Annotated in this window: 12 protein-coding genes; 6 read left to right on the plus strand and 6 right to left on the minus strand. The window is 64.3% G+C overall.

Annotated features, from left to right (window positions below):
• Positions 1–49: 49 nt before the first annotated feature.
• From XH96_RS02435 to fahA, 5 genes are all read left to right on the plus strand, one after another.
• The gene (locus tag XH96_RS02435) at positions 50–1,663 is read left to right on the plus strand and encodes an FAD-dependent oxidoreductase (protein WP_194390899.1); all 1,614 of its coding nucleotides are present in this window, start codon (positions 50–52) and stop codon (positions 1,661–1,663) included.
• Positions 1,664–1,670: 7 nt separating this feature from the next.
• Positions 1,671–1,895: a DUF2783 domain-containing protein gene (locus XH96_RS02440; protein WP_025032749.1), complete on the plus strand. Its 225-nt coding sequence runs from the start codon at positions 1,671–1,673 to the stop codon at positions 1,893–1,895.
• 18 nt (positions 1,896–1,913) lie between these two features.
• Positions 1,914–2,870: an MBL fold metallo-hydrolase gene (locus XH96_RS02445; protein WP_194390900.1), complete on the plus strand. Its 957-nt coding sequence runs from the start codon at positions 1,914–1,916 to the stop codon at positions 2,868–2,870.
• A gap of 2 nt (positions 2,871–2,872) precedes the next feature.
• Positions 2,873–4,219, plus strand: a complete 1,347-nt coding sequence (gene hmgA / locus XH96_RS02450; RefSeq protein WP_194390901.1) for a homogentisate 1,2-dioxygenase — start codon at positions 2,873–2,875, stop codon at positions 4,217–4,219.
• A gap of 209 nt (positions 4,220–4,428) precedes the next feature.
• Positions 4,429–5,697: a fumarylacetoacetase gene (fahA, locus tag XH96_RS02455; RefSeq protein ID WP_194390902.1), complete on the plus strand. Its 1,269-nt coding sequence runs from the start codon at positions 4,429–4,431 to the stop codon at positions 5,695–5,697.
• Positions 5,698–5,827: 130 nt separating this feature from the next.
• Here the strand turns inward: fahA and XH96_RS02460 are convergent, their stop codons facing one another.
• Together XH96_RS02460 and XH96_RS02465 are read right to left on the minus strand one after the other, a co-directional pair.
• The gene (locus XH96_RS02460) at positions 5,828–6,139 is read right to left on the minus strand and encodes a DUF1272 domain-containing protein (protein WP_194390903.1); all 312 of its coding nucleotides are present in this window, start codon (positions 6,137–6,139) and stop codon (positions 5,828–5,830) included.
• Between the two features lie 73 nt (positions 6,140–6,212).
• Entirely contained in the window at positions 6,213–6,692 is a 480-nt protein-coding gene (locus XH96_RS02465) for an Lrp/AsnC family transcriptional regulator (protein WP_028178776.1), read from the minus strand.
• Positions 6,693–6,812: 120 nt separating this feature from the next.
• Here XH96_RS02465 and hppD point away from each other — a divergent pair, with 120 nt between their 5' ends.
• The gene (gene hppD, locus XH96_RS02470) at positions 6,813–7,931 is read left to right on the plus strand and encodes a 4-hydroxyphenylpyruvate dioxygenase (RefSeq protein WP_194390904.1); all 1,119 of its coding nucleotides are present in this window, start codon (positions 6,813–6,815) and stop codon (positions 7,929–7,931) included.
• A gap of 134 nt (positions 7,932–8,065) precedes the next feature.
• Here hppD and XH96_RS02475 read toward each other — a convergent pair whose 3' ends face one another.
• The 4 genes from XH96_RS02475 to XH96_RS02490 all read right to left on the minus strand — a co-directional run bounded on the left by XH96_RS02475 (position 8,066) and on the right by XH96_RS02490 (position 13,099).
• Positions 8,066–9,172, minus strand: coding sequence for a CaiB/BaiF CoA-transferase family protein (locus XH96_RS02475; RefSeq protein ID WP_194390905.1), 1,107 nt, complete (start codon positions 9,170–9,172; stop codon positions 8,066–8,068).
• A 196-nt stretch (positions 9,173–9,368) separates the two neighbouring features.
• Positions 9,369–10,169 carry a xanthine dehydrogenase family protein subunit M gene (locus XH96_RS02480; protein WP_194390906.1) on the minus strand — a complete coding sequence of 267 codons (801 nt, stop codon included), beginning with the start codon at positions 10,167–10,169 and terminating at the stop codon, positions 9,369–9,371.
• A 15-nt stretch (positions 10,170–10,184) separates the two neighbouring features.
• Complete coding sequence (locus XH96_RS02485) at positions 10,185–12,527, minus strand: xanthine dehydrogenase family protein molybdopterin-binding subunit (protein ID WP_194390907.1); 2,343 nt, start codon at positions 12,525–12,527, stop codon at positions 10,185–10,187.
• Positions 12,528–12,613: 86 nt separating this feature from the next.
• Positions 12,614–13,099 carry a (2Fe-2S)-binding protein gene (locus tag XH96_RS02490; RefSeq protein WP_131874463.1) on the minus strand — a complete coding sequence of 162 codons (486 nt, stop codon included), beginning with the start codon at positions 13,097–13,099 and terminating at the stop codon, positions 12,614–12,616.
• Positions 13,100–13,208 lie beyond the last annotated feature (109 nt).

The raw sequence follows: 13,208 nt of genomic DNA on the forward strand, positions 1-13,208 counted from the left end.
AGACTATCTAGCAGATCAGTCCTCTCCTGACCAGAGCCGAGGTTAGTGTATGGCGCAGGCCAAGTCCCAGTTCGGCTATCGACGCCACCCCGATCAGGATCGTTCCGGCCAGAGCCCGGCCGAGCACGTGGTCGTGGTCGTCGGTGCGGGCCCGGTCGGGCTGTCGCTGGCGATTGATCTTGCTCAGCGCGGTCAGCGCGTCGTCCTTCTGGATGATGCCGATCGTATCGGCGAGGGCTCCCGCGCGATCTGCTTCTCGAAGCGCTCGCTGGAATATTGGGACCGGCTCGGCGTCGGCGACCGCATGGTCGACAAGGGGGTGGTGTGGAGCGTCGGCCGCATCTTCCACGGCGAATCCCAACTCTACCAGTTCAATCTCCTGCCGGAGAACGGCCACAAGCGGCCGGCCTTCATCAATCTCCAGCAATATTACGCCGAGGCCTATCTGGTCGATCGCATCGACGATCTGCCCGAGATCGACCTGCGCTGGCGCAACAAGGTGACGGCGCTCGAGCAACGCAACGGTTCCGTCGCGTTGACGATCGAGACGCCCGAGGGCGCGTACCGCGTGCTCGCCCAATACGTCATCGCCTGCGACGGCGCGCGATCCTCGCTGCGGCAGATGGTCGGCGCCGAATTCGCAGGCCAGGTGTTCGAGGACCAGTTCCTCATTGCCGACGTCAAGATGACTGCGGAATTCCCGACCGAGCGCTGGTTCTGGTTCGATCCGCCGTTCCATGCCGGGCGTTCGGCGCTGCTGCACCGGCAGCCCGATGATGTCTGGCGCATCGACCTCCAGCTCAACCGCTACGCTGATCCCGTCGTCGAGAAGAAGCCCGAGAACGTGCGGCCGCGGATCGCGCGCATGCTCGGCCACGACAAGTTCGCGTTCGAGTGGATCTCGCTCTACAAATTCCAGTGCCGCCGGATGGACCGCTTCATCCATGGCCGTGTGGTCTTTGCCGGCGATTCCGCGCATCAGGTCTCGCCCTTCGGCGCGCGCGGCGCCAATTCCGGGCTCGAAGACGCGGAGAATCTGTCCTGGAAGCTCGACCGCGTGCTGCGCGGCAGATCGCCCGTGAGCCTGCTGGAGAGCTATCATCTCGAGCGCAGCATGGCGGCCGACGAAAACATTCGCGAATCCACCCGCTCGACCGACTTCATGGCGCCGAACTCGCACCAGGAGGCGCGGCTGCGCAAGGCGGTGCTGTCGCTGGCGAAGGAGACCGAGTTCGGCAAGCGCATGGTCAATGGCGGACGGCTTTCGGTGCCATGCAGCTATGATTCCCCCTTGTCCTCGCTCGACGCGGATACGTGGCACGGCGGACCGTCGCCCGGCTGTTCCATGCTCGACGCTCCCGTCACGACGCCGACCGGCGAGCAGATCTATCTGACGGATGCCTTCCGCAAGGGTGGAACGGACTTCACCCTGCTGTCGTTCAGCAATGGTGCGGCCATCGATGCGCCCGATGGCGTCAAGGGCATCCGCATCGGCGGTGAGGGCGGGTTTGCCGATCCCTCGGGCTTGGTCGCGAGCCGCTACGGCGCTGAACCGGGCGCCGCCTATCTGCTGAGGCCGGATGGTTATGTCGCGGCGCGTTTCCGCCATCCGACGCGTGCGACGATCGCGGCAGCGCTGGCGCGTGCCGAAGGCTTGTATTGAGGTTCGCATGCCGCTTTCCACCAGCTCCAACTTCGCACGTCCCGACGACGCCTTCCGCGCCATCGTCGAGGCGCATCGCGGTCTCACCGAGGAGCAGAGCGCCGATTTCGACGCGGCGCTGGTGCTGATCCTCGCCAACCATATCGGCGATATCGACGTGCTGCGCGAGGCGATCGGGCTGGCGAAGCGCCGCATGATCGACGGTCAGCAGCAACAACAGCAACAGCAATAAACCTGTAAGGACGAATTGATGGCGAAGAACTTCGCATCCACTGGCGATCTCTCTGAGAAGAAGATCACCTTCTCCGAGATTGGTACGGACCTCTATGCCTTCACCGCCGAGGGCGATCCCAACACCGCCGTCATCGTTGGCGACGACGGCTGCCTCGTATTCGACGCGCAGGCGACGCCCGCGATGGCGAACAAGGTGATCGAGCGCGTGCGTGCTGTCACCGACAAGCCGATCAAATATGTCGTGCTGTCGCACTATCACGCCGTGCGCGTGCTTGGCGCCTCCGCCTACAAGGCGCAGGGCATCGTCGCCTCGCAGGAGACCTATCGGCTGATCGCGGAGCGTGGCAGGCAGGATTGGGATTCCGAATACGGCCGCTTCCCGCGGCTGTTCCAGGATGCGCAGAGCATTCCCGGCCTGACCTGGCCGACGCTGACCTTCGAAGGCGAGATGACGATCTACCTCGGCAAGCGCGAGGTTCGCCTGATGCAGCTGGGCGCCGGCCACACCTCCGGCGACATCGTCGCCTGGGTGCCGGACGCGGAGGTGATGTTCTCCGGCGACCTGATCGAATATCACTCGGCCTGCTATTGCGGCGATGCGCATTTGCGCGAATGGCCGATGACGTTGAACGAGATCCGCAACTTCAATCCCAAGGCGATCGCGCCGGGCCGCGGCGATGCGCTGAAGGGCACAGCCACGGTGCGCGAGGCCATCGCGATGACGCGCGACTTCGTCACCTCGCTCTATGGCGCGGCCGAAATCTCCGTTGCTCGTGGCCGCACGCTGAAGGAATCGATGGCGGCGACCCGCGAGGTGATGGATCCGAAATTCCACAGCTTCGCCATCTACGAGCACTGCCTGCCGTTCAACGTCTCGCGCGCCTACGACGAGGCGTCGGGGATCGACGACCCCGTGATCTGGACCGACAAGCGCGACCAGGAAATGTGGGCTGCCTTGCAAGGAGGAGGATAGTCATGAACATCAACACCTCGCCTGACCAGATCATCCGCAGCTCGGCCCAGGTGACGCCGGGCTACATGTCCGGCTTCGGCAACAGCTTCGAGACCGAGGCACTGCCGGGCGCGCTTCCGATCGGCCGCAACTCGCCACAGCGCTGCGCCTACGGGCTCTATGCCGAGCAGCTCTCCGGCTCGCCTTTCACCGCGCCGCGCGGCGCCAATGAACGCTCCTGGCTCTATCGCATCCGCCCGTCGGTGAAGCATTCCGGCCGGTTCGAGAAGGTCGACGCCGGCCTGTGGCGCTCGGCGCCGTGCCATGAATACGATCTGCCGATCGCGCAGCTGCGCTGGGACCCGACGCCGCTTCCGAAGGACGAGGTCACCTTCGTTCAGGGTGTGCAGACCATGACGACGGCCGGTGACGTGAACACCCAGGCCGGCATGGCCGCGCATGTCTACCTCATCACCAAATCGATGGTCGACCAGCATTTCTACAATGCCGACGGCGAGCTGATGTTCGTGCTTCAGCAGGGTAATCTTCGCCTCGTCACCGAGTTCGGCCGCATCGATGCCGAGCCCGGCGAGATCGTGGTGATCCCGCGCGGCGTCAAGTTCCGCGTCGAGATTCCGAATGGCCCGGCGCGCGGCTATCTCTGCGAGAATTACGGCGGTGCCTTCACCCTGCCGGAGCGCGGCCCGATCGGTGCCAACTGTCTCGCCAACGCCCGCGACTTCCTGACGCCGGTCGCAAGCTACGAGGACAAGGACACGCCGACCGAGCTCTACGTGAAATGGGGCGGCTCGCTGTTCAAGACGACCTTGCCGCATTCGCCGATCGATGTCGTCGCCTGGCACGGCAATTACGCGCCCTACAAGTATGATCTGCGCACCTTCTCGCCTGTCGGCGCGATCGGCTTCGATCATCCCGATCCATCGATCTTCACGGTGCTGACCTCTCCGTCTGAGACTGCGGGCACCGCGAATATCGACTTCGTGATCTTCCCCGAGCGCTGGATGGTCGCGGACAACACCTTCCGTCCGCCCTGGTACCACATGAACATCATGAGCGAGTTCATGGGCCTGATCTACGGCGTCTATGATGCCAAGCCGCAGGGCTTCGTCCCCGGCGGCATGAGCCTGCACAATTGCATGCTGCCGCACGGCCCCGACCGCGACGCCTTCGAGCACGCCAGCAACGGCGAGCTGAAGCCGGTGAAGCTGACCGGCACCATGGCCTTCATGTTCGAGACCCGCTACCCGCAGCGCGTCACCGCACATGCGGCGAAGGCTTCGACGCTGCAGGACGATTACGCCGATTGCTGGAAAGGCCTGGAGAAGAAGTTCGATCCGAGCAGGCCGTGATGTCTCTTACCCTCCCCTGGAGGGGGAGGGTCGCTACGCATGCAGCGAAGCGGAACGCGTAGCGGGGTGGGGTGACGGTCTCTCCGCAAGGAGCGCTGCCTGTGTTGAGAGATCACCCCACCCCGTCTCATATTTCGCTGCGCTCAATATGAGCCGACCCTCCCCCTCCAGGGGAGGGTGACACCACCACCGCTGCGCACGGGAAACCAATGCCCCACCCCAACGATCCCAGCCTCCGCTCCTTCATCGACGTCGATCCTTCTTCCGACTTCCCGATTCAGAACCTGCCCTATGGCGTGTTCTCGACAAACGACGAGCGCGCACCGCGTCTCGGAGTGGCGATTGGCGACTACGTGCTCGATCTCTGGGAGCTTGAGCAAGATGGCCTGATCAGTGCGGGCGATCCCGGCACATTTGCTGCAGGACTAAACGCCCTGATGCATCTGGGTCCAAAGGTTTGGTCTAAAACCCGCGCGCGCATCAGCGAGCTCTTGCGGCACGACAATCCGGAGCTTCGCGATAACGAGCAGTTGCGCTCGCGCGCTTTCGTTTCCATGCGCGATGCCAAACTGCACATGCCCTTCGCGGTCTCCGGCTACACCGACTTCTATTCCTCGAAAGAGCACGCCACCAATGTCGGCGTGATGTTCCGCGGCAAGGACAATGCCCTGCAGCCGAACTGGCTGCATATGCCCATCGCCTATAACGGCCGCGCATCGACCGTCGTGGTCTCCGGCACGAAGGTGAAGCGGCCTCGCGGGCAGCTGAAGCCACCGAATGTGGATGTGCCGAGCTTCGGGCCGTGCAAGCGACTCGATTTCGAGCTGGAGATGGGCGTCGTCATCGGCCAGCCCTCTCCGATGGGCGGCATGCTCACGGAGCAACAGGCCGAGGAGATGATCTTCGGCTTCGTGCTGCTCAACGACTGGAGCGCGCGCGACATCCAGCAATGGGAATATGTGCCGCTCGGGCCGTTTCTCGCCAAGGCGTTTGCGACCTCGATCAGCCCCTGGGTGGTGACGCGCGAGGCGCTGGAGCCGTTCCGGCTGAAGGGGCCGGAGCAGGAGCCGGTGCCGCTCGACTATCTCAAGCAGACGAAGCCGCAGAACTACGACATCGCGCTCGACGTGTCCCTGCGCGCCGCCGGCGCCAATGCACCCGCCGGCATCAGCCGCACCAATTTCAAGTACATGTACTGGTCCTCGGTGCAGCAGCTCATGCACCACGCTTCCAGCGGCTGCGCCATGAATGTCGGCGATCTCTTAGGGTCCGGCACCATCTCCGGCCCGGAGAAGAACCAGCGCGGCAGCCTACTCGAGATTTCGTGGAATGGTACTGAGCCCGTGGAATTGCCCGGCGGCGCCAGACGCTCATTCCTGGAAGACGGCGACAGCCTCGTGATGCGCGGCTGGTGCCAGGGCAATGGTTATCGTGTCGGCTTCGGCGAGGTCGAGGGGACGATTCTGCCGGCGGAGTAGGAGCGTCGCATCCTCGATCTATGTTGGGTGGGCAAAGGCGCAAAGCGCCGTGCCCACCACTCTTTCCGGCGGCTCGAAAGTTGGTGGGCACGCTTCGCTTTGCCCACCCCGCAGCTTCAGTGGAGAGCGCCTACCGCATCTCCGGCGGCACATCCTTGATCCGGGCGCAATGCGCCGCGACATCCTCCGCGCTGTACTTCAGATGCACCCGCTTGTCGGACGGCGCCTGCTTGCTCGTGCACACGCCGGGGCGCCATTCCTGCGCCGGCCTGATCGGGCGCGGGGCAAAGCCGCCGCCGCAATTCGGGCAGACGTTGAACAGCTTGGTCTCGACGCAATCCGCGCAGAACGTGCATTCATAGGAGCAGATCCGCGCGTCCGTTGCGCTCGGCGGCAGGTCGCGGTCGCAAAATTCGCAGTTCGGCCGAAGCTGGAGGGCCATGTCGAATCTCCGCACGTGGAGCCGAATCATCGCAGATCGCGCGCGCCGCGCGAATGCCGTAGTTCCCTCGATTTCAGCCGGCCCTGATCTCCTTGAGCGGCAGCCGTGAGCTTTCCTTGAGCCTGTCGAGCACGATCGAGGAGCGCACATGCGCCACGCTCTGGTGCGGCATCAAGACGTCGTTGACGAGGTTGGAGAGGCCCTTGAGGTCGCGCAGCACGGCTTTCAGCACATAGTCGGCATCGCCCGTGAGCGAATACGCCTCCTGGATCTCGTCGATCCGGTTCACCAGCGCGCGAAAACGCTTGGAATTGTCCGGGGAGTGGGTCGCGAGCCCCACCTGGATGAAGGCGATCACGCCGAAGCCGAGCGCCTCGCTGGAGAGGTCGGCATGATAGCCCGCGATCACCTTCTCCTCCTCCAGCCGCATCCGCCGGCGTGAGCATTGCGAGGCGGAGAGGCCAGCGAGATCGGCGAGCTCCTGGTTGGTGAGGCGGCCGTCGTCCTGGAGTGCGCCCAGGATCTTGAGGTCAAAGGCGTCCACAGGAATCATGCGTCAATCGTCCGTTTCTTGCACAAAGCGTGCATAGAGTAGCGAAATTGCGTCCCGTTTGCACGCCTCTTGCGCGCCCTATGAAGGATAGTTCCTCCCGGCAGCAAATTGGAGAACAGCATGGGTCCGTTTCCGCACGATGCACCGCCGGCCACGATCAGCGCCGACAATCCGATGGGCACCGACGGGTTCGAGTTCGTCGAATATGCGCATCCCAATCCGGAACAGTTGCACGCGCTGTTCAAGCTGATGGGCTATGCGCCCGTCGCGCGCCACAAGACCAAGAAGATCACGGTCTACCGCCAGGGCGACATCAACTATCTCGTCAACGAGCAGCCCGGCACCCACGGCTACGAGTTCGTCGCCGCGCACGGTCCCTGCGCGCCGTCGATGGCCTTTCGTGTCGTCGACGCGAAGGCGGCCTATGACCGCGCGATTTCGCTCGGCGCCGAACCTGCAGATGTGTCATCCGCGCAGAAGACTCTCGACGTTCCCGCGATCAAGGGAATCGGCGGCAGCCTGCTTTATCTCGTCGACCGCTACGGTGCCAACGGCTCGGCCTATGATGCCGAGTTCGAATGGCTTGGCGCACGCGATTCCAAGCCGGTTGGCGCCGGCCTGTTCTATCTCGACCATCTCACCCACAACGTCCATCGCGGCCGCATGAATGTCTGGGCCGGCTTCTACGAGAAGCTGTTCAACTTCCGCCAGATCCGCTTCTTCGACATCGAGGGCCGCGCCTCCGGCCTGTTCTCGCGCGCGCTGACCAGCCCCGACGGCAAGATCCGCATTCCGATCAACGAGGACGCCGGCGAGTCCGGCCAGATCGAGGAATATCTCAAGACCTATCGTGGCGAAGGCATCCAGCACATCGCCTGCGGTTGCCGCGACATCTACCGCACCATCGAAGGCCTGCGCGAGGCCGGCCTGCCCTTCATGCCGTCGCCGCCCGACACCTATTTCGAGAAGATCGATGCGCGCCTGCCCAAGCATGGCGAGGATCTGGCGCGACTGAAGAAGAACGGCATCCTGATCGACGGCGAGGGCGTGGTCGAGGGCGGCCAGACCAAGGTGCTGCTGCAGATCTTCTCGGCCAATGCGATCGGCCCGATCTTCTTCGAGTTCATCCAGCGCAAGGGCGACGACGGCTTCGGCGAGGGCAATTTCAAGGCCCTGTTCGAATCGATCGAGGAGGATCAGATCCGGCGCGGGGTGCTGAAGGTGGGGAACGCGGCGTAGGCTGCCGCCGTCACGCATCCTGCTGTAGGGTGGGCAAAGCGAAGCGTGCCCACGCGCTGCCTAATTGATGCGAAGACGTGGGCACGGCGCTTCGCGCCTTTGCCCACCCTACGCGACCTTTGCCGACGCCAGATCTATCGCTGCCACGCCTGCATCACCGCCCCAATCTCCGCCGGCTCCGGCTCGCGCACCGTCGAGGGCGTGCGCGAGAAGCGAGGTGCCGGCCCCGGCTGCTTGATGCCGTGACGCTCCACGAAGACCTTTCGCGCGACCATGTGCGGGTGCTGCGTGGCCTCCGACATGGTCAGCACCGGCGCAAAGCAGATGTCGGTGCCTTCCATGATCTTGCACCAGTCGTCACGCGTCCTGCTCTTGAATACCGTCTTGAGCTTTTCCTTCAGCGCGGGCCAGGCCTTGGGATCCATCTGCGCGTCGAAATCGGCGTCGGTGAGGCCGGCGTGCTCGCGCAGCAGCGCGTAGAATTGCGGCTCGATCGAGCCGATCGAGACGAAATGGCCACAGGCGCATTCATAGACGCCGTAGAAATGCGCGCCGCCATCGAGGAAGTTCTGGTTGCGCCCCTCGGTCCAACGTCCCATCGCGGTCATGTCGAAGAAGAACGACATCAGCGATGCCGCGCCGTCACACATGGCGGCATCGACGACCTGACCCTTGCCGGACTTCTGCGCCTCCAGGAGCGCTGCGAGCACGCCGACGACGAGATAAAGTGCGCCGCCGCCGAAATCGCCGACCAGATTGAGCGGCGGCACCGGTGCTTCCTTCGGTCCGATCGCGGCGAGCGCGCCGGTGATGGAGATGTAGTTGATGTCGTGGCCGGCAGCATTGGCGAGCGGGCCTTCCTGGCCCCAGCCGGTCATGCGGCCATAGACCAGCTTTGGATTGCGCGCGAGCACCACGTCGGGCCCGAGCCCGAGCCGCTCCATCACGCCGGGACGGAAGCCCTCGACCAGGGCATCGGCGCTGGCAAGCAGGTCGAGCACCTGTGCAATCGCGGCCTTGTCCTTGAGGTCGAGCTCGATCACCTTGCGGCCGCGGCCCGCCACCGACTTCGTGCTCTTCTTTGCGCCGACGCGATCGAGCGTGACGACGTCGGCGCCCATGTCGGCCAGCATCATGCAGGCGAACGGACCAGGTCCGATGCCGGCGAATTCGACGATGCGAAAGCCCGAGAGCGGGCCGGAGGTGCGGACGGATGAGGTGGGGGCTGATTTGTCGAGCACGTTGTTGTTTCCTCGGGTCGCGGGCAGGTGCCGGTGATCCGGCAAACGCCTCACGTTGCTCTTGGGGGCGAGTTAATCGGCTGATTAACTTTTCTCGCCTTCCCGCCAGCGAGGCAAGCGGTTTTCATGCCGCATGGTCAAAATAAAACGGCGCGCACCGAAGTGCGCGCCGCGGAAAATTTGCGTGGAGGCGCTATCAGCGCGCAGCGGCGACCGCGCGCTGGGCCATCACCTTGACGAGATTGGCGCGGTACTCCGCCGTGCCGTGAATATCGGCCAGCAATCCGCTCGCCGAAATCGTCACGTTGTCGATCGCCGATGGTGACCAGTTCGCCTTCAGCGCGGCCTCGATCGCAGGCACCCGCATCACGCCGCTCTGTGAGGCGCCGGTCGCGGCAACCCGAACCTCACCCGACTTGGTCTGCGCCACGAACACGCCGGTCAGCGCAAAGCGCGAGGCCGGGTGCCGCATCTTTTCGTAGCCTGCCTTCGCCGGCACCGGGAATGACACGGCGGTGATGATCTCGCCGTCCTCGAGCGCCGTGGTGAACAGGCCCTTGAAGAAGTCATCCGCCGAGATCGACCGCTTGTTGGTCTTCACGGTGGCGCCGAGCGCGAGCAGCGCGGCCGGGAAATCCGCGGCAGGATCGTTGTTCGCGATCGAGCCGCCGATCGTGCCGCGGTAGCGCACGGCGGGGTCGCCCAGCACCGAGGTGAGATAGGCGATCGCGGGAATCGCCTTCTTCACGTCGGCATTCGTCATGATGTCGTAATAGGTCGTGGCGGCCTTGATGGTCAGCACGTCGCCCGACAGTTCGACGCCCTGCAATTCCTTGATCTTGCCGAGGTCGATGACGTCCGACGGTGCGGCGAGCCGCTGCTTCATGACCGGCAGCAACGTCTGGCCGCCGGCAAGGAACTTCGCCTCGCTGCTCTTGCCGAACAGGCTGACGGCTTCGTCGACCGAGGAGGCGCGATGATAGGTGGTCTGGTACATCTTCGTTCCTCCCTCTTAAGCCGCGTGGATCGTGCGCCACACCCGGTCCGGGGTTGCGGGCATTTCCAGAGTGTTCTTGCCGATCGCATCCGTGATCGCGTTGATCACGGCCGCTGACGCACCGATCGCGCCGGCCTCACCGCAACCCTTGATGCCGAGCGGATTGCCGGGACACAGCGTCGTGGTGTGGGACAGGTTGAACGACGGCACGTCGTCGGCGCGCGGCATGGCGTAGTCCATGAACGAGGCCGTGACCGGCTGGCCGTTGGCATCGTAGATCGCATGCTCGAGCAACGCCTGCCCGATGCCCTGCACGAGGCCGCCATGGACCTGGCCCTCGACGATCATCGGGTTGATCAGCCGGCCGAAATCGTCGGCCGCGACGAAGTTGACGAAGGAGGTCTTGCCGGTGCCGGGATCGACCTCGAGCTCGCAGATATAGGTGCCGGCCGGGAAGGTGAAGTTGGTCGGGTCGTAGAAGGCGCTTTCCTTCAGCCCCGGCTCCATCCCGTCAGGCAGATTGTGTGCGGTGTAGGCCGCGAGCGCGACCATCGGCAGAGCGATCGCCTTGTCGGTGCCTGTTACCTTGAACTCGCCGTTCTCGATGACGATGTCGGCTTCCGACGCTTCCAGCGCATGCGCCGCGATCTTCTTGGCCTTGGACTCCATCTTCTCCATGGCCTTCAGGATGGCGGTGAGGCCGACGGCCGCCGAGCGCGAGCCGTAGGTGCCCATGCCGAACTGCACCTTGTCGGTGTCGCCATGGACGATCGAGACTTGGCTGATCGGTATCCCCAGCCGTTCCGCGACGAGCTGGCAGAAGGTGGTCTCGTGACCCTGGCCGTGGCTGTGCGATCCCGTGAGGATCTCGATGGTGCCGACCGGGTTGACGCGCACCTCGGCCGATTCCCACAGGCCGACGCCGGCGCCCAGGCTGCCGACCGCCTTCGACGGCGCGATGCCGCAGGCCTCGATGTAGCAGGACACGCCGATGCCGCGCAGCTTGCCGTCGGCTTTCGCCTTGGCCTTGCGGGCGGGGAAGCCGGCATAGTCGATCGCCTTCATCGCGGCATCGAGCGAGGCGTTGAAGTCGCCGGTGTCGTAAGCCATGATCACCGGCGTCTGGTGAGGGAACTGGGTGATGAAGTTGCTCCGGCGCAGCTCCGCCGGGTCCACCTTCAACTGCCGCGCCGCCGTTTCCATCAGCCGCTCGATCAGATAGCTCGCCTCAGGGCGGCCCGCGCCGCGATAGGCGTCGACCGGCGTGGTGTTGGTGTAGACGCCGACCACCTCGGCATGGATCGCCGGGATGTTGTACTGGCCCGACAGCAGGGTCGCGTAGAGGTAGGTCGGCACCGAGGACGAGAACAGCGACATGTAGGCGCCGAAATTGGCGTAGGTCTTCACCTTCAAGCCGATGATCTTGTTGTTGGCATCGAAGGCCATCTCGGCATGGGTGATGTGGTCGCGGCCATGCGCGTCGGTAAGGAAAGCCTCGGTGCGGTCGCCGGTCCATTTCACGGGCCGGCCGACCTTCTTCGAGGCCCACAGCGCCACCATCTCCTCGGGATAGATGAAGATCTTGGAGCCGAAGCCGCCGCCGACATCGGGGGCGATCACGCGCAGCTTGTGCTCGGGCGCGATGTTGTAGAACGCCGACAGCACGAGGCGGGCGACGTGCGGGTTCTGCGAGGTCGTATATAGAGTGAAGTGCTCCTCCGCCGCGTCGTAGTCGGCGATCGCCGCGCGCGGCTCCATCGCGTTCGGGGCGAGACGGTTGTTGGTGACGTCGAGCTTCACCACATTGGCAGCCTTGGCAAAGGCAGCATCGGTGGCCCCCTCGTCGCCGATGACCCAGTCATAGACCTGGTTGCCGGGCGCTTCGGGATGAAGCTGGGGCGCGCCGGCCTTGATGGCGGCTTGCATGTCGGCGACCGCGGGAAGCTCCTCGTAATCGACGACGACGGCTTCGGCCGCGTCGCGTGCGAGGTTCTTGCTCTCGGCGATCACGACGGCAACGGCCTGGCCGACGAAGCGCACCGTCTCGGGCGCCATTGCCGGCCACGCACCCATCTTCATCGGGCTGCCGTCCTTGGAGGTGATGGCCCAGCCGCAGATGAGGTTGCCGACCTTGTCGTCGACGAGCTGCTTGCCGGTGAGCACCGCGACCACGCCCGGCATCTTCAGCGCGGCGGAGGAGTCGATCCCCTTCACCTTGGCGTGCGCGTGCGGGCTGCGGATGAAATGCGCATGGGTCATGCCCGTCAGCTTGATGTCGTCGACGTAGCGGCCCTTGCCGGTAATGAAGCGCTTGTCTTCCTTGCGCACGACGCGTGCGCCGATGCCTTCAACACCCATGTCTGGTCCTCCCGACCGGAATTTTTGTTGACCCGCGCTTTCCCTCGAAAGCGGGAGTGGTGATGTCCTGCTTCGCGACGGTCGCTCTACTCGGCCGCCTGCGCGACCTTCATGCGTCCGGCCGCATCCAGCACGGCTTTCACGATGTTGTGGTAGCCGGTGCAGCGGCAGATATTGCCCTCGAGCTCGTGGCGGACGGTCGCCTCGTCGAGCTGGCCACCATGGCGTTGCACGATGTCGATCGCGGACATGATCATGCCCGGCGTGCAGTAGCCGCATTGGAGGCCGTGATTGTCGCGGAAGGCGGCCTGCATCGGGTGCAGCTCGTCGCCCTTGGCGATGCCCTCGATCGTGGTGATGCTGGCGCCATCGGCCTGCCCTGCCAGCATGGTGCAGGATTTCACGGCACGGCCATCCATGTGCACGACGCAGGCGCCGCACTGGCTGGTGTCGCAGCCGACATGGGTTCCGGTGAGGTTGAGGTGATCGCGCAGGAGCTGGACCAGCAGCGTGCGGTCCTCGACGTCGACAGCAACGGCCTTGCCGTTCACTGTCAGGTTGACTTTAGACACGGTGTAGTCCTCCCGGGATTGATTTTGATTGCTTCTAATTAGAGACAGCGGCCCGGAACTTTGCAACTAGGATTTTGGTCGCCGGCGTCATTGAAAAGTCATTGATCCG

This window comes from Bradyrhizobium sp. CCBAU 51765 (assembly GCF_015291725.1).
Lineage (GTDB): Bacteria > Pseudomonadota > Alphaproteobacteria > Rhizobiales > Xanthobacteraceae > Bradyrhizobium > Bradyrhizobium liaoningense.

Coding starts and splice junctions, on each gene's coding strand:
- XH96_RS02435 (WP_194390899.1), top strand. CDS start 50: ATGGCGCAGGCCAAGTCCCAGTTCGGCTATCGACGCCACCCCGATCAG.
- XH96_RS02440 (WP_025032749.1), top strand. CDS start 1,671: ATGCCGCTTTCCACCAGCTCCAACTTCGCACGTCCCGACGACGCCTTC.
- XH96_RS02445 (WP_194390900.1), top strand. CDS start 1,914: ATGGCGAAGAACTTCGCATCCACTGGCGATCTCTCTGAGAAGAAGATC.
- hmgA (WP_194390901.1), top strand. CDS start 2,873: ATGAACATCAACACCTCGCCTGACCAGATCATCCGCAGCTCGGCCCAG.
- fahA (WP_194390902.1), top strand. CDS start 4,429: ATGCCCCACCCCAACGATCCCAGCCTCCGCTCCTTCATCGACGTCGAT.
- XH96_RS02460 (WP_194390903.1), bottom strand. CDS start 6,139: ATGGCCCTCCAGCTTCGGCCGAACTGCGAATTTTGCGACCGCGACCTG.
- XH96_RS02465 (WP_028178776.1), bottom strand. CDS start 6,692: ATGATTCCTGTGGACGCCTTTGACCTCAAGATCCTGGGCGCACTCCAG.
- hppD (WP_194390904.1), top strand. CDS start 6,813: ATGGGTCCGTTTCCGCACGATGCACCGCCGGCCACGATCAGCGCCGAC.
- XH96_RS02480 (WP_194390906.1), bottom strand. CDS start 10,169: ATGTACCAGACCACCTATCATCGCGCCTCCTCGGTCGACGAAGCCGTC.
- XH96_RS02485 (WP_194390907.1), bottom strand. CDS start 12,527: ATGGGTGTTGAAGGCATCGGCGCACGCGTCGTGCGCAAGGAAGACAAG.